The sequence below is a fragment of the Gynuella sp. genome (assembly GCF_050297175.1).
Classification (GTDB): domain Bacteria; phylum Pseudomonadota; class Gammaproteobacteria; order Pseudomonadales; family Natronospirillaceae; genus Gynuella.
In genome coordinates this window covers 48545-64601 of record NZ_JBNKSF010000062.1, presented here as the reverse complement: position 1 = coordinate 64601, position 16057 = coordinate 48545, and the positions used below count along the sequence as shown (strand labels likewise).

Annotated in this window: 14 protein-coding genes; all 14 read left to right on the top strand. The window is 47.2% G+C overall.

Annotated features, from left to right (window positions below; translation table 11 throughout):
* The first annotated feature begins 66 nt into the window (after positions 1-66).
* Positions 67-909: a tRNA pseudouridine(38-40) synthase TruA gene (gene truA / locus ACQY6I_RS24460; RefSeq protein WP_428244293.1), complete on the top strand. Its 843-nt coding sequence runs from the start codon at positions 67-69 to the stop codon at positions 907-909.
* Positions 910-913: 4 nt separating this feature from the next.
* Positions 914-1528 (top strand): phosphoribosylanthranilate isomerase, encoded by a 615-nt coding sequence (locus tag ACQY6I_RS24455; protein ID WP_428244292.1) that lies wholly within the window; start codon positions 914-916, stop codon positions 1526-1528.
* Positions 1529-1564: 36 nt separating this feature from the next.
* On the top strand, positions 1565-2782 hold the full coding sequence (gene trpB, locus ACQY6I_RS24450) for a tryptophan synthase subunit beta (RefSeq protein ID WP_428244291.1): 1218 nt from the start codon (positions 1565-1567) through the stop codon (positions 2780-2782).
* Positions 2783-2793: 11 nt separating this feature from the next.
* Positions 2794-3603, top strand: a complete 810-nt coding sequence (trpA, locus tag ACQY6I_RS24445; protein WP_428244290.1) for a tryptophan synthase subunit alpha — start codon at positions 2794-2796, stop codon at positions 3601-3603.
* 45 nt (positions 3604-3648) lie between these two features.
* Entirely contained in the window at positions 3649-4509 is an 861-nt protein-coding gene (gene accD, locus ACQY6I_RS24440; RefSeq protein WP_428244289.1) for an acetyl-CoA carboxylase, carboxyltransferase subunit beta, read from the top strand.
* Positions 4509-5765 carry a bifunctional tetrahydrofolate synthase/dihydrofolate synthase gene (folC, locus tag ACQY6I_RS24435; protein ID WP_428244288.1) on the top strand — a complete coding sequence of 419 codons (1257 nt, stop codon included), beginning with the start codon at positions 4509-4511 and terminating at the stop codon, positions 5763-5765. The genes accD and folC overlap by 1 nt, the downstream gene beginning before the upstream one ends.
* Positions 5766-5803: 38 nt before the next feature.
* Positions 5804-6382 carry an SPOR domain-containing protein gene (locus ACQY6I_RS24430; RefSeq protein ID WP_428244287.1) on the top strand — a complete coding sequence of 193 codons (579 nt, stop codon included), beginning with the start codon at positions 5804-5806 and terminating at the stop codon, positions 6380-6382.
* A 126-nt stretch (positions 6383-6508) separates the two neighbouring features.
* A complete protein-coding gene (locus ACQY6I_RS24425; RefSeq protein ID WP_044617402.1) occupies positions 6509-6997 on the top strand; it encodes a CvpA family protein in 489 nt (162 codons plus the stop codon).
* Between the two features lie 28 nt (positions 6998-7025).
* Positions 7026-8549 (top strand): amidophosphoribosyltransferase, encoded by a 1524-nt coding sequence (gene purF, locus ACQY6I_RS24420; RefSeq protein WP_428244286.1) that lies wholly within the window; start codon positions 7026-7028, stop codon positions 8547-8549.
* A 116-nt stretch (positions 8550-8665) separates the two neighbouring features.
* Entirely contained in the window at positions 8666-10261 is a 1596-nt protein-coding gene (locus tag ACQY6I_RS24415; protein ID WP_428244285.1) for a methyl-accepting chemotaxis protein, read from the top strand.
* Positions 10262-10330: 69 nt separating this feature from the next.
* Entirely contained in the window at positions 10331-11257 is a 927-nt protein-coding gene (locus ACQY6I_RS24410; RefSeq protein WP_428244283.1) for an AAA family ATPase, read from the top strand.
* Between the two features lie 5 nt (positions 11258-11262).
* The gene (locus ACQY6I_RS24405) at positions 11263-12249 is read left to right on the top strand and encodes a DUF58 domain-containing protein (protein ID WP_428244282.1); all 987 of its coding nucleotides are present in this window, start codon (positions 11263-11265) and stop codon (positions 12247-12249) included.
* Positions 12239-14251, top strand: coding sequence for a transglutaminaseTgpA domain-containing protein (locus ACQY6I_RS24400; protein ID WP_428244281.1), 2013 nt, complete (start codon positions 12239-12241; stop codon positions 14249-14251). Before ACQY6I_RS24405 ends, ACQY6I_RS24400 begins: the two co-directional genes overlap by 11 nt.
* Positions 14252-14544: 293 nt before the next feature.
* A complete protein-coding gene (locus ACQY6I_RS24395) occupies positions 14545-16002 on the top strand; it encodes a glyceraldehyde-3-phosphate dehydrogenase (RefSeq protein WP_428244280.1) in 1458 nt (485 codons plus the stop codon).
* The last annotated feature ends 55 nt before the right edge of the window (positions 16003-16057 follow it).

The window sequence follows — 16057 nt, the reverse complement described above, 5'->3', positions numbered from 1 at the left end:
TGTTTTTTTGATTGATTCATCACACCGGCTTACTAGTTAAGCCGGTGTTTTTGTTTTATAAGGCTTATGGAAGAAATTTTTTCCCCCTCCAATCCTGATTATCCGATCAGGGTTGCCATGATCGTTGAGTATGACGGTTCAGGTTATTTCGGTTGGCAGGTGCAGAAAACTGGCGTGATTACAATTCAGTCAGTACTTGAGGAAGCTATTTCCAAGGTTGCAAATCACCCAGTCGATACTATTTGTTCAGGTAGAACAGATTCTGGCGTGCATGCATGCCGGCAGGTCATCCACTTTGATACCAATGCAATACGCAAAGATTACGGTTGGACCGTCGGAACAAATACAAAGCTGCCAGATGATATTTCCATCCAATGGGCCAAAGAAATGAATCATCATTTTCATGCCCGTTTCAGCACCCGTGAACGCCGCTATAGATATGTCATTTATAACTATCCTATTCCACATAGCATTCTGCGTAATGGGATGACCTGGATAAAATATCCGTTGGATCATGAAGTGATGAATCAGGCAGCTCAAAGCCTGGTGGGTACTCACGATTTTTCAACTTTCCGAGCTGCAAATTGTCAGGCGGCTTCACCTGTTCGCACGATAAAAGGTATCTCTGTTGAACGCTACGGAAACATGCTGGTGTTGGATGTACGTGCCGACGGGTTTTTATATCATATGGTAAGGAATATTGCGGGAGTATTGATTGATATCGGATCTGGCCGACAGCCGGTTGACTGGTGCGGTTATTTGTTGAGTTTATGCGACAGAAACCGTGGCGGAGTCACTGCAAAGGCGGCCGGGCTTTACTTTGTGGATGCCATATACGACTCCATGTTTGAGTTGCCCGAAACACCTGTTGGTCCGAACTTCTTAACCTGGATGCAAGATAAAGGCTAATGCTATGAAAGTGAAAATTTGTGGGATAACCAATCTGGAAGACGCATTGGTGGCCTGTGATGCGGGAGCAGATGCGCTCGGATTTGTGTTTTATCCTCCAAGTGCGAGATATGTAGAACCAGCGCAGGTGGCTGAAATTACTAAGCAATTACCGCCTTTTATTACTAAAGTTGCATTATTTGTTGACCCGAAACCAGAATGGGTTACTCTTGTGCTTTCGCAGGTTTCAATAGACTGCATTCAGTTTCATGGCAATGAATCAGATGAATTCTGTCAACAATTTTGTAAGCCCTTCATTAAAGCACTACGTGTTGAGTCCAAAGAATTTTTGGACCATCAGATGGCGTGTTTTCCAAATGCCTCAGCTCTGCTGTTGGATGCCTTTGTAGAAGGTGTTCCCGGCGGTACCGGCCAGTGTTTTGACTGGCAATTAATCGATCCTGAACTGAAAAAGCGCCACCGCTTAATTGTCGCGGGTGGTCTGACCCCGGATAACGTTCGGCAGGCGGTGGATATCACATCTCCCTATGCTGTGGATGTCAGTGGTGGTGTGGAGCAATCCAAAGGTAAAAAGGATCAACATCTTCTCAAACGATTTATCGCACAGGCGAAAGCCTGAATAATTTTTCAGGCGTGGCTGAATTTGGAGAATATTATGTCTGATAAGAAATCTAACGATCTTAAAAGCATGCCGGACGAGCATGGTCACTTTGGTATTTATGGTGGCCGTTATGCTTCTGAAACATTGATGTTTGCTCTTGAGCAATTGGAAAAAACTTACAACACTCTTAAAGAGACACCTGAATTCCGTGAAGAGTTTGACCAGGATCTGGCTCATTATGTTGGACGACCATCACCTCTTTATTTTGCCCGTCGGTTGAGTGAAACCTGGGGTGGCGCAGACATTTATCTTAAGCGGGAAGATTTAAATCATACTGGCGCCCACAAAGTAAATAACACCATCGGTCAGGCGTTACTGGCCAAGTATACTGGTAAACCCCGGGTAATTGCTGAGACCGGTGCCGGTCAGCATGGTGTTGCCAGTGCGACTGTGGCTGCACGATTGGGTTTGAAATGTGTCGTGTACATGGGCGCCGAAGATATTGAGCGTCAGAAGCTGAATGTGTACCGGATGAAGCTGCTAGGTGCTGAAGTAGTGTCGGTGAAGTCTGGGACGCGCACGCTTAAAGATGCCATGAATGAGGCAATGCGTGACTGGGTTACCAACGTTGACGATACCTTCTACATCATCGGAACAGTCGCAGGACCGCATCCTTATCCTCAGTTGGTTCGTGACTTTCAGGCTGTCATTGGTCGGGAGGCAAAGCGCCAGATTCTGGAACAAACCGGAGCTTTACCTGATGCTCTGGTTGCATGTGTGGGTGGTGGTTCTAATGCGATTGGCCTGTTTCATGAATTTCTGAATGATGAAGAAGTTGATATTTATGGTGTCGAAGCTGGTGGATTGGGAATAGAAAGCGGGCAGCATGCTGCTCCTTTAAGTGTTGGACGCCCCGGGGTTTTGCATGGTAACAAGACTTATTTGATGGCTGATGAAAATGGCCAGATCACAGGTACTCATTCCGTTTCTGCCGGACTTGATTATCCAGGTGTTGGACCTGAACATTCCTGGTTGAAGGATATTGGTCGGGTGACTTATGTCGATGCTACAGATCAGGAAGCCTTGGCGGCGTTTCGCGAGTTGACTCTGGTGGAAGGTATTATGCCTGCTCTGGAATCATCCCATGCTGTGGCATATGCCAAAAAACTGGCCCGTAAAATGGGGAAAGGTAAGCGTATTATCGTAAATCTGTCTGGCCGTGGAGATAAAGATGTGCACACCGTTGCGGCTATAGACGGTCTGGAAATTTGAGAGGAATCAACATGAAGCGCATACAAAGTACTTTTGTCCGTTTGCAGGAGCAAGGCAGGCAGGCATTGATTCCTTTCATCACCTGTGGGGATCCTCGTCCTGAGGTAACCTTGCCTCTGATGCATGGGCTGGTAGAGCAGGGTGCTGATATTCTGGAGTTGGGCATTCCTTTTTCAGATCCAATGGCCGATGGTCCGGCAATCCAATTGGCTAATGAACGTTCTTTAAGCCATCATACTGGCCTTAAAGACGTATTGAACATTGTTCGTGAGTTCAGAGAAACCAACATCACGACTCCAGTTGTATTGATGGGGTATATGAATCCCATAGAGTTTATGGGGTACGAACAATTTGCCATTCAGGCGCAGCAAGTGGGTGTTGATGGTCTGATTACTGTGGATCTCCCCCCTGAAGAATGCGATGTACTGTTGCCCATATTGTCTGATCACCAGATTGACCCGGTATTCCTGTTAACGCCCACTACCTCAAAAGAGCGTGCTGCCAGAATACTCAGTTATTGCAGTGGTTACGTTTACTATGTGTCTTTAAAAGGAGTGACTGGGTCCAACAGGCTCGATGTCGCTGACGTGGTAGAAAAAGTAGCCGCGATTAAAACCCTTACAGACTTGCCAGTAGCCGTGGGCTTTGGCATTAAAGATCCAGAGTCCGCACAGGCCGTTGCCAGAGTGGCGGACGGTGCCGTTGTCGGATCAGTGCTTGTGAATAAGGTGGGTGAACTGCAAAACAGCGAAACCCGCGAAATCGTAACGCAGGTCTCCGGGATTATTGGTCAGATGCGTATCGCAATGGACCAACGTTGATCTCGGACATTTTATCAGAATCAATAACGATTATAAGGAAGGATTATGAGTAGCTGGTTGGACAAACTTGTGCCTTCAATCATGCGGTCAGAAAGCAAAACCAGTCAGATTCCTGAGGGGCTGTGGCGAAAGTGTCCTAAGTGTGGGTCACCTCTTTATCGTCCAGAGCTGGAAAAAAACCTCGATGTCTGTCCAAAATGTGATCACCATCACCGTATTTCGGCGCGTCGTCGTCTGGACTTGTTTTTAGATGAAGACAATCGTGAAGAGATCGGTAGTGAAGTGGAACCTGTAGACCGTCTTAAATTCAGGGATACCAAAAAATACAAGGATCGGCTGTCTTCGGCTCAGAAATCGACCGGAGAAAAAGACGCATTAGTTGCGATGAAAGGGCAGCTTGAGGGTAAACCAATAGTGGTTGTGGCATTTGAGTTTGCATTTATGGGGGGTTCCATGGGTGCCGTGGTTGGAGAACGATTCGTCCGCGCTGCACACATATGCCTGGAGCAAAAAATCCCATTGATCTGTTTTGCGACGTCAGGTGGTGCCCGGATGCAGGAAGCGTTGATGTCGTTGATGCAGATGGCAAAAACCAGTGCCGTATTGCAACGTATGAGAGAGGCTGGCGTTCCTTATATCTCAGCCATGATTGATCCTTGTTTTGGGGGTGTTTCTGCGAGCCTGGCGTTGTTGGGGGATATCAATATTGCCGAACCTAATGCTTTGATCGGTTTTGCTGGACCTCGTGTCATCGAGCAGACCGTTCGTCAGAAGTTACCTGAGGGGTTCCAGCGCAGTGAGTTTCTATTGGAACACGGTGCAATCGATATGATTCTGGAACGCAAGGACATGCGCCCGCGAATCTCCGCTATTCTTAAAAAGCTTGATCATCAGAACGTTGCCTAGTGTCGCTGAAAACTCTCTCAGACTGGCTTTCTTATCTGGAAAGCCTTCACCATCAGGAAATTGATCTCGGTCTTGAACGAATCAGTCGTGTAGCTGAGCAACTGAATATTAACAAAGGTAAGGCTACCGTATTTACGGTAGCTGGCACTAATGGCAAAGGGTCGAGCTGTGCATTTCTCGACACCATTCTAGCCATACAGGGCTATCGTACTGGACGGTATAGCTCTCCCCATATTCTGCGCTTTAATGAGCGTGTCCTGGTTAATGGTCAGGAAGTAGATGATTTACGACTGGTCAGAGCGTTTGAGCACATAGAGCAGAGTCGTGGTGATATTTCCTTGAGTTATTTCGAATACACCACGTTGGCAGCAATGCTGATATTTCAAGAGGCTGACCTGGATGTCTGGATTCTGGAGGTCGGGCTTGGAGGACGACTGGATGCCGTTAATATCATTGACCCTGATGTAGCGCTGGTAACTTCTGTTGCTTTGGATCATCAGGATTGGCTGGGCAGCGATCTGGTTCAGATTGGTCGTGAGAAGGCAGGAATTTTCAGAACAAAAGGGTTTGCTGTCTGTGGTCAGGAATACGATGTTGAAGGTGTTGTCGAGCGTGCTGCCGCATTAGATTGCCGTTTTTATTTGAAAGCCAAAGATTTCACATTCGAATATTCTTATGAATCGGGTGAGTGGTGTTGGCAGGGAAAAAACGCAGCTGGAGATGAGTTTGTTCTGGAGCATCTACCGTTACCTGAATTACCGCTGGAAAATGCCGTCACGGTTATTCAGGCATTATATCTGAGTGGCTTGAACATCTCGGTAGACAGTATCGTTCAGGGCTTACAACAGGCCAGATTGTCTGGGCGCTTTCAGACGTTGCAATATCAGCAACATCGGTTGATTCTTGATGTGGCACATAATCCTCAGGCCGCTGCGATGTTAGTGCAGCGCTTGCAGGCCGAGAGGATTGCTCATCCGGTAATTATTGTCGGCATGCTCACTGACAAGGATTGTCGTCGGACGCTGGAGATTCTTGCAGCTGCTGAGCCCATTAGTCTGGTGTGTATTGATCTTAATGTTCCCCGTGGTCAAAGTGCCCTCAAACTGGCAGAATCTGTTCCCGACAATATACGGGCTGTGGTGAAAATGGCTCCTGACGTTGTATCTGCATTAAATGGTATGGTAATGCCGGGCCCGGGGGATATAGTCGTTTGTGGCTCTTTTTACACAGTATCACAAGCAATGCAGAACGTCTGATCCAGATAACATCAGCCCAACACGGTTAAGGTAGTGAAGTGGAAGATACGGTAAAGCGAAGAGTAGTGGGTGCTGTCGTCCTGGCATTTTTTGCAGTTTTGATTGTGCCTACTCTGTTGGATGGTGAAGGCCGGATTCCTGAGGTGGATAATATAGAAGTGCCGCCGATGGTGAAAAAACCGGATACATCTGAGCTGATGGTGGAGCTTCCGGTTGAAGCCCGAAAAAGTGACTCCCCAACCGTTGCTCAATCTCCTGACTCCAAGCCGGCAGCCCCGAAAACCTCTTCATCCAAGGATAAGCCTGCGGCAACACGTGCTGCTACTGAAACCCAGGATTTTGACGCCCAGGGTCAGTTGAAAGCCTGGTCGTTACAGATCGCCAGTTTCAGAAGTACTCGTAATGCTGCAGCTTTGAGAGATAAGCTGCGTCAACAGGGTTATCGCGCCTATAACAAGGAAAGCATCTTATCTGATGGGAGTACTTTGACGCAGGTTTTTATCGGGCCTGAGTCCAGTCAGCAAAAAATATCCATACTTAAAGAGCAGTTGACCAAATCTGCCTCTGAACTAGGGCTGGGTGGCCCCCCGCTGATCGTCCGCTATAGGCCTAATTAAACTTTTCCACTGTATGTTGCTGGCAGGTCAGCTCAACAGGGTATGACTGATATGTCATAAACGAGTTTAAAAATATTATCCGTCTGATAGAATTCGCTCGCTTTTTATCAGGCCATGGGACCCTGCATGACCGCTATAGACTGGATCATTGTTGTTGTAATTATCGTTTCCGCGCTCATCAGCCTTAAGCGTGGATTTGTCAAAGAAGCCTTGTCTCTAACCACCTGGATCCTGGCGTTGGTCGTCGCAAGGATATTTTCCGGCAAATTGGCTTATCTCATGTCTGACCTCATCAGCTCCCCCAACTGGCGCATTGCGGCAGCGTTTGCCATATTGTTTGCAGCGACATTGGTGGTCGGTGCCATGATCAACCATTTGTTGTCAGAAGTGATTCGCATGACAGGGTTGACTGGCACGGATCGTTTATTAGGCATGGTATTTGGTGTTTTGAGAGGGGTTATCATCGTTGTGGCCATTCTGGCTGTCATGAAACTGTTTGCGCTTGAGCAATTGTGGCCTGATTCTGTATTGGTAGGTTATTTTGAACCAGTAATTCGCTGGACCGGTGAATATGTTCACAAAGCTTCCGAAGCGTTGATCAATATTGGTCAATAATCCGATTCAAACTTAGAGAGAAACTTTCATGTGTGGCATTGCGGGTATACACGCTTATTCTCCTGTTAACCAGTCTCTATATGACGCGTTAACGGTTTTACAACATCGTGGTCAGGATGCCGCTGGAATTGTGACTGAACAGGATGGCAAATTCTTCCTGCGCAAGAGTAACGGTTTGGTCAGGGATGTATTTCATACCCGTCATATGACTCGGTTGAAAGGTAATACCGGTATTGGGCATGTACGTTATCCGACTGCCGGCAGTGCAAGCTCTGCGGAGTCTCAGCCATTTTATGTCAACTCTCCATACGGTATTGTTCTGGCTCACAATGGTAATCTGACTAACCAGCAGCAGTTGGTCAGAGATCTGTTCAAAGCCGACTTACGTCATGTCAATACTAACTCCGATTCAGAAGTACTGCTCAATGTGTTTGCCCACGAGTTACAGTTACAGGGTAAGCTGCAACCGACCGAGGAAGACATTTTTGCGGCGGTGGAAAGCCTGTTTAAACGTTGTCGCGGGGCATACGCTGTCGTCGCGATGATTTCCGGTTATGGCATGCTTGGCATTCGCGATCCATACGGTATTCGCCCGCTGGTATATGGTCAGCGGACGGACTCCAGAGGGCGCACCGAGTATATGATTGCCTCTGAAAGTGTTGCTTTGGATGCGCTCGGATTTACCATAATCCGTGATGTCCAGCCGGGAGAAGTAGTGTATATCAACGCCCAGGGTGAGTTGTTTACTAAAAAATGTGGTCCGTCATTAACCCAGACATCCTGTATTTTTGAATATGTCTATTTTGCCCGTCCCGATTCATTTATCGATGGTAGTTCAGTTTATCGTGCCCGGGTGCGAATGGGGGAATACCTTGCTAACAAAATTATGCGGGAACATCCCGAGCATGATATTGATGTCGTAATTCCAATTCCTGAGTCCAGTCGTACCAGTGCTTTGGAACTGGCCAACCATCTTGGAGTCAAGTTCCGTGAAGGGTTTGTGAAAAACCGTTATATCGGCCGTACCTTCATTATGCCGGGTCAGGCAATGCGGAAAAAATCAGTGAAGCAGAAATTGAACCCTATTGGCCTGGAATTCAAGGATAAGAATGTTTTGCTGGTAGATGATTCCATTGTGCGCGGAACCACGTGTCAGCAGATTATTGAGATGGCCAGGGAATCTGGGGCCAACAAGGTCTATTTTGCCTCTGCGGCTCCAGCTATCCGTTACCCGAACGTTTATGGGATTGATATGCCGGCCAAATATGAACTGATCGCTCATGACCGGAGTGATGGGGAAGTTGGCACTGCAATCGGTGCAGACTGGTTAGTGTATCAGGATCTGGAAGATTTAATTAAAGCGGCAACTCCGAGTGATGAAGTAGATGGTACCAGGGAGTTTGATTGTTCAGTTTTCGACGGCAAATATGTGACCGGAGATATTGATGAACAATATTTGGCGGCTTTGGAGGCCAGCCGAAATGATTCTGCACGTGAGACAAGAGACAAAGAAGATAAAAGTGCAATGATCGATCTGCACAACAATGCTTAAAAAAACGTAACCTGCATCAGATCAGTCTGTTAGCGGTTAGCTGTCCCGGCTCGTTGAAAGATAATACTTATTGGACTATATCTGAATAAGCATATCTTCATTGAGTCAGGACAGCTATGGGACGCCCTTTATCACTAAAAGTATTGATGGTCTTGATACTGATTTTGATTACTGCCATCGAAGTTATATTTTCATTTTTGATTTTCTCCAGTCAATCCAATATACAGACGATACGAACGGCCCAGTTACTAGGCTCTGCGGTGCAACTGTGTTTGCTGGTTTATTTTTTTCTGTTGTTCCGAAAATTTATTCAAGGCTCTTATCATAAAGTGGCACAGCATCTGGAGTGGCTGTCTACCGGGGACTTCACCCGGATACTGGATTATGGCGATGTTCAGCAGATCGGTGAGTTGGGTGAACACTACAATAAGTTATCGACCAATATACGTGACGTTCTGGCAAAGTTTGGACGAGAAAGTGTTGCCACTGCCCGTATTGCAAAAATACTGGATGGGCAGTCCAAACAGCTGTCGACCAGTATTGATGAAGTGGTATCACAGCTTCATGCCTCTGCAACCGCCAGTGAAGAGTTGGCGTCCTCTGCCGTGGAAATCAGCCATAACTGTTCCGTGGCCTCGGAGAGTTCTCAGCAAGCCCGCGAGGTGGCCGGGCATGGCAAGCAGGTTGCCCAAGCAGCCAAAAAAGCAATGGATCAGGTGGCTGATGTGGTTGCCGAATCCGCGACCATTACCCAGCAGCTGGATAAGCGTTCAGATGAGATTGGCAGTATTACTGAAATGATCAGAAGTATCGCTGATCAAACTAACATGTTGGCGCTGAATGCTGCGATAGAAGCCGCCAGGGCCGGAGAGCATGGTCGCGGTTTTGCCGTTGTGTCAGATGAGGTCCGGAAACTTGCCGCCGAGACTTCGGAAGCCGTTTCACAAATTAATGAAACCGTCACTTCCATGCGCAATGAGCTTGTTATGGCTGTGAAGAGCATGGAGCAGACTGTTGCCTTGGTAAGTGTTGGCTCTGAGGAGACTAAGAAGTCCGGTATTGCCCTTGAAGAAATTGCGACCAGCATTGAGTCTGTGGTGGCTGAAATCCAGCATATTGAAAATGCTTCGAAAGAGCAGACCAGCACAACAGATGCTTTGTCTGGCAATATTCACAGGGTTACGGATCTAATGACCGATGAAGCGAAAAATATCAGCAGTAACAGTGCTGCCATTGAGCGCATGGAGAAAATGGCCCGGGATATGAAACAAATGATTGGTCGGTTCCGACTGGTGACTCCTGATGATGCCAGGGCAATGGTCGACAAGGCATATGAATATATTAAGACTCATGGTCGGGAAAAAGCGTTTGCCGAATTTAACAATCCTGAGGGTGAGTTTATTCAAGGGGAGCTGTTCATTCTGGCACAGGAGTTTGACGGATTGATGCTGGCATACGGTGGTGAAGCCCCTCTGGTGGGGAAAAACCTTAAAGATGCCTGTGATGCAGATGGCAAGCTATTGGCTCCACCACTGATTGAGATAGCTCGTACCAAAGGCGAAGGATGGCATCAATACCACTATATGAATCCTCATACCGATCGGGTAGAACCCAAACTCACCTACATTAAAGCGCTGGAAAATAATGCCTATATTGCCTGTGGAATTTTCCAGCCACCGGGCTACAAATATGAATCAGTTCAGTATTCCTGATATATGGGTGGGTTAATCGCCTGGACTGTTCTATATTAAAAGCTTTTGATCCTGAAGGAATGTTGTGTAGTGAGTCAAAAGCTTAATCAGATTATTCACCAGTCACTCGCCACGATCAATGACGTGATTTTAGGCAAGGAGCCTCAGGTTAAGCTGGCGTTAGCCAGTATCTTTGCCCGCGGGCACATTCTATTGGAAGATTTGCCAGGCATGGGTAAAACCACTTTGGCACAGACTCTTGCCAGAGTATTAGGTCTTGAATACAAGCGTATCCAGTTTACCAGTGATCTGCTCCCTGCAGATGTTATTGGAGCACCCGTGTTTGAGCCGGACAAGGGCCAGTTCCGTTTCCATCGCGGACCGGTGTTCACTCAGGTTGTACTTGCTGATGAGCTTAATCGCGCTACCCCTAAATCCCAGAGTGCCCTGCTTGAAGCGATGGAAGAGCGGCAAATCAGTATTGACGGTACCAGTTATCCGTTGCCTGAGCCGTTTTTTGTAATTGCTACCCAGAACCCTTTATCTCAGGCCGGTACTTTTTCCTTACCGGAATCTCAGTTGGATCGCTTCCTGGTGCGCTTTTCTTTGGGTTATCCTGATCCGGCGTATGAGTTGCAATTATTGAAAGGCAATAGCCGTGATCGGTTGCAGGCGGTTAAACAGGTTTTAAATACGGAAACTCTTACACATATTCAAAGTCTGGTTCCCAAAGTTACGGCCACCGATACTCTGCTGGATTATCTGCAACGACTGGTTGCCCGTACCCGTGAAGATGAAAGCTGTGAACTGGGCCTGTCTCCGCGCGGTGCTATAGCGCTTTTACGGGCTTCTCAGGCTTGGGCATTGGTGAATGGCAGAACACATGTGTTACCTGAGGATGTTCAGGCGGTATTTGTTCCGGTTGCGGCTCATCGTATTGTGGGCAGGACGGAAAAACAAAATGAGGTGCTGGCAAGACATCTGCTGGAACAGGTAGAGGTTCTGAGTAAGGAATAAGCCAGATGCTGAATCCTCTGACTATCATCCAACAATTTGTCTGGCAACGATTCAATCGCTGGCTCTCTCAGCGTATCCGTCCAGAAAAGCAACTGCAAATGAATCAGAAACGGATCTACATTTTGCCTTCGAAGGCGGGCCTCGTATTGTTTGTTCTGATTCTGGCGCTGCTGCTAATGGCCATTAATTTTCAGAACAACCTGGTATATATGGTTACTTTCTGGCTGTTGGCATTGTTGGTCATCAATGTACTGTTTACCTATCGCAACCTGTCTGGATTGAAACTGGTGGTGGTAAGGGCTGGAAGCTGTTTTGCCGGTGATCGGGTCAGGTTTGAATTTGATGTTTTCAATCATAGCAATCGTGCCCGCCAAGCAATACAAATCGGCTGGCGCGGTCAGGATCAGGTAACCATCACTCTGGAAAAAGGTGAGCAGCGCAGAATCACGTTAACTCATGATACCGCGACCAGAGGTTATCTGAGTCCAGGTAGGCTGGAGATTCTGACGCATTTTCCAACCGGACTGGCCAAAAGTTGGGGGTATATGCACCCGGATGTCACTGCTGTTGTGTTTCCCGAACCAAAACTGGCGTTGCAACTCGATGGTGTGCATCACGAAGGCGATGAGACTGAAGATGGTCAGGAAATTAAGAACGGATCATCGGATTTCAGCCTGATCAGGGAGTTTCGACAGGGAGATTCCATCAAGCGTATTCATTGGCCGGCCTATGCCCGGACTGGAAAACTTCACAGTCGCGAGTTCGTTGACTATCAGCATCATGATCAATGGCTTGATTGGAGCAACCTGACTCTTAACGGCACCGAACAAAAATTGTCGCACTTGTGTGCCAGAGTGCTGGAAATGTTCGAACAACAGAAACACTGGGGATTGCGCATTCCCGGTACTGAAATTGCGCCCTCTTTGAGTGAGCAACACAAGATTCGTTGCCTGACTGCACTGGCAACGTATGGACTGAGTCATGAACGTTAAGCCCGGGCAGCAAAGTATTCATCGCGCCAGTTTAATCTGGCTGTTATTGACGCAAATCGCTGTAGCGGTGTCATTTCTCGATGACTTGCCATCTTGGTTGTTTCCCATGTTGATAGTAACCGCGGGCTGGCGTTTATGGATCGTCCGTGGGCACTGGCAGAAAACCGGCTGGCAATTAAAAACCCTGGCTATTTCCATTGGTGTGACTGGTGTTGCGTTAAGTGGTGTCCCACCAATTTCGCTGGAAGCTGTGAACTCGTTATTGATGCTGGCTTATCTGCTGAAGAATCTCGAGCTCAGTAGTCGGCGTGACGGAATGGTCGTGGTCTATACCGGTTATTTTCTGGTATGCACACAATTTCTGTACTCCCAAAGTATTTTGATAACGCTTTATAGCTTGGTGTTACTGATCGTATTGACGGCAGGTCTGATCAGTTTGCAACAGACGCATAGTCGTCCGGTGCGAGAGCAGTTGAAATTGTCGTTGAATATGCTTGGGCTGTGTCTTCCATTAATGTTGGTGGTCTATCTTTTGTTCCCGAGGCTGCCGGCATTATGGAGTGTGCCGATGCCCGATTCTGCCAAAACCGGCGTGTCAGATGAAGTTACCCCAGGGGACATTGCCAATCTGGCTCGTAGTGATGAATTGGCGTTTCGGGCGACTTTCCAAGGTAATCCGCCGAGAGCTTCCGAGCGTTATTGGCGTGGTATTGTTCTTAACTATTTTGATGGCAAAACCTGGCGGCAGGGAAGGGAGGGTGACTGGGCCCGTACCAGTTTTCGTACCCGCAGTAGTGTACCGCAGGATATCGAGTATGGTTCGCGCAGTCTGTCCTATTCGGTGATTTACCAGACCAGCTATCAACCCTGGTTATTTACACTGACTCCCTCAGCCAATATCAGCGGAGATGCTGTCGGGCTTGAGGATTATCGCTGGGTCAACCGAATGCCGATCTCTGCTCCAACTCGTTTTGAGTTTGAGGCTTATCCAGATGCGGTGATTGGTAAACATCTTAACCGTGTTGAACGATCGCGGGCCTTGATGCTGCCAGAAGACGGGAATCCACAGAGTCGCGAATTTGCCCGTCGGCAACGAGCTCTGGCCGGTAGTGATGAAGCTTATGTGCATAATGTCGCCCGCTGGTTTTTTCAGGAGCAGTTTTACTACACGCTACAGCCGCCATTGCTCGGAGATACTGACACCATTGACCGTTTTCTGTTTGAGAGTCAGGCAGGTTTCTGTGCTCACTTTGCCAGTGCCTATACTTTTTTAATGCGTGCTGTTGGTATCCCAGCCAGAATGGTTGCTGGATATCAGGGTGGGGAGTGGAATGCTGACGCCAAATACATAGCGGTTCGTCAGTACGATGCTCATGCCTGGGTGGAAGTCTGGCTCGAAGACAAAGGTTGGGTGCGAATGGACCCGACTGCCTATGTTGCTCCAAATCGGGTTGAACAGAATCTACGCTCGGCGATCAGCATCAATGACAGTCAGCTAATGGCGGGCAACTTTCAGAATCGGTTTAAATGGCTTAACCGGCTGCGTCAGCAGATGGACGCCATGCAATATGCCTGGCAGGTTTGGGTATTGGATTTTGATATGGAAGATCAATCCATGATGCTAAGTATGATACTTGGCGATATCAATGTGTATAAAACTGTTTTGTTTAGCGTGGTGGTGATGGTGGTTATTGGTACTGTCTGGGGGTGGTCTCTTGGTTTGTTTACTGGCCGGAGAAAAACCAACCCTTATTATCTGCAACTACACCAACTGATAGAGATGCTGCTGGATCGCGGAATTTCTGTGTCCCGGGGGGCCGGGCCCGGACAACTTCACGATGAATTGAATCAGCAAACCTTCAAAGGTAAACAATCCGTTCTTGATTACCTGCTGGCATTGAATCAGCAGCTTTATACCAACGAGCCAGATCCACAACTGAGGCGCAAGTTTCGTCATGCCCGACAGGCTCTGGTTAAGTGGAAACGTTTTCGGCGGAAGTAATCATCTGTTCTAATGTTGTTAATTAATAAAAACTCTACTTCTATAGGTTCAATAAAGGCCGTAATTTTGACAGTGCTTTGTAATTAACTTTCAGCGGATAGACGGAAGCCGCTGTCAAATTGAGTTTTTCTGAGGAGCATTGTTAACCTTCCCTGGAATTCAGTAATAAAGTTTCATAGCAGAGTTATTTTAGAGACAATGAGGCGAAAGCACTCTTTTTTATGCGTTTCTGTTTTTCTGAAATAGCCCTGATAATGCACACCTTTGACAAACAAGATGGAAAAAAGAGGTCAATGGTGAGCATCATAAACACCCAGAAACAACTATCCGAATGGCAGGAAAAAGAAGCGCTGCTGGAACAAATGATTCCACTGATCGGTCGGTTGTATCGCCAAAATAATGTGATTACATCGATATATGGTCGCAGTGTAATTAATCAGTCGGTTATCAATTTGGTTAAGTCTCACCGTTTTGTGCGCCAGACTGAAGGCCATGAACTGGAACCTTTGGATACATTAGCAATTTTGCAAGTGCTGGATACTTTGAACCTTGGTTCTTGTCATATTGATATTGGTAAATTGGCGATTGCTTACCGTCAACAGCAGGAGAGTTCTCTGTCAGATTGGTTGGCCTCGCAACTGTCTGAGGTAGTGAACCAGTATGATCAAAACCATGGAAATCAGGCTACCCTGCGCAAAGATGTTGTGCTTTATGGCTTTGGTCGTATTGGTCGGTTTCTGGCACGTATTCTGGTTGAGAAAAGTGGCGGTAGTCCGTTGGCGCTACGGGCTATTGTGGTGCGCAAAAGCGGTGCTGCCAATGATTTGGTAAAACGCGCCAGCCTGCTGCGAAGAGATTCCGTACATGGTTCGTTCGAAGGTACGATCAGTGTTGATGAGGAAAATGATGCTATCATCGCCAACGGAAATTATATTCAGGTTATTTATGCCAATAGCCCGGCTGAAGTAGATTATACATCGTATGGTATCGAAAATGCCTTTGTTATCGATAATACGGGTGTTTGGCGCGATAAAAAAGGACTTAGTCAACACCTGCAGAGCAAAGGTGTCGATAAGGTTTTGTTAACTGCTCCAGGAAAAGGCGACCTGAAAAATATTGTGTATGGTATTAATCATAATACGATTGAGGAGAGTGATCGGATTGTCTCTGCGGCATCGTGTACTACCAATGCAATTACACCGATACTGAAAGTCATTAACGATACATATGGTATACAACATGGTCATGTAGAGACTATTCATTCCTATACCAATGATCAGAATCTCATTGATAATTTTCATAAGGGTGACCGGCGTGGTCGTAGTGCACCATTGAATATGGTCGTCTCCGAAACCGGTGCTGCCAAAGCCGTGGCGAAGGCACTACCAGAACTGGGTGGCAAGCTTACTGGAAATGCTATTCGGGTACCCACTCCTAATGTATCGCTCGCGATTTTGAATCTGGATCTGCTCAAGCCAGTTAGCCGGGAATCCCTGAATGAAATGTTGCGGGAGTCTTCACTGTATTCAGAACTGAATAAACAAATCGATTTTGTTAATTCACCTGATGCGGTTTCCAGTGATTTTGTGGGTAATCGTCGTGCCGGTATCGTTGATGCCAAAGCGACCATCGTTTCCGGACAAAAAGCCATACTCTATGTATGGTACGACAACGAAGCTGGATACAGCGCTCAGGTTATGCGATTGGTGCAGAAAATGGCCGGTATCGAATATCGTTTCTTCCCCGCGTAAATTCTCCTGTTAAAACTTGGGGGATTCTGAGAAACAGACTATTTTCAGAAGCTCC

Coding starts and splice junctions, on each gene's coding strand:
- truA (WP_428244293.1), top strand. CDS start 67: ATGGAAGAAATTTTTTCCCCCTCCAATCCTGATTATCCGATCAGGGTT.
- ACQY6I_RS24455 (WP_428244292.1), top strand. CDS start 914: ATGAAAGTGAAAATTTGTGGGATAACCAATCTGGAAGACGCATTGGTG.
- trpB (WP_428244291.1), top strand. CDS start 1,565: ATGTCTGATAAGAAATCTAACGATCTTAAAAGCATGCCGGACGAGCAT.
- trpA (WP_428244290.1), top strand. CDS start 2,794: ATGAAGCGCATACAAAGTACTTTTGTCCGTTTGCAGGAGCAAGGCAGG.
- accD (WP_428244289.1), top strand. CDS start 3,649: ATGAGTAGCTGGTTGGACAAACTTGTGCCTTCAATCATGCGGTCAGAA.
- ACQY6I_RS24425 (WP_044617402.1), top strand. CDS start 6,509: ATGACCGCTATAGACTGGATCATTGTTGTTGTAATTATCGTTTCCGCG.
- purF (WP_428244286.1), top strand. CDS start 7,026: ATGTGTGGCATTGCGGGTATACACGCTTATTCTCCTGTTAACCAGTCT.
- ACQY6I_RS24415 (WP_428244285.1), top strand. CDS start 8,666: ATGGGACGCCCTTTATCACTAAAAGTATTGATGGTCTTGATACTGATT.
- ACQY6I_RS24405 (WP_428244282.1), top strand. CDS start 11,263: ATGCTGAATCCTCTGACTATCATCCAACAATTTGTCTGGCAACGATTC.
- ACQY6I_RS24400 (WP_428244281.1), top strand. CDS start 12,239: ATGAACGTTAAGCCCGGGCAGCAAAGTATTCATCGCGCCAGTTTAATC.
- ACQY6I_RS24395 (WP_428244280.1), top strand. CDS start 14,545: ATGGTGAGCATCATAAACACCCAGAAACAACTATCCGAATGGCAGGAA.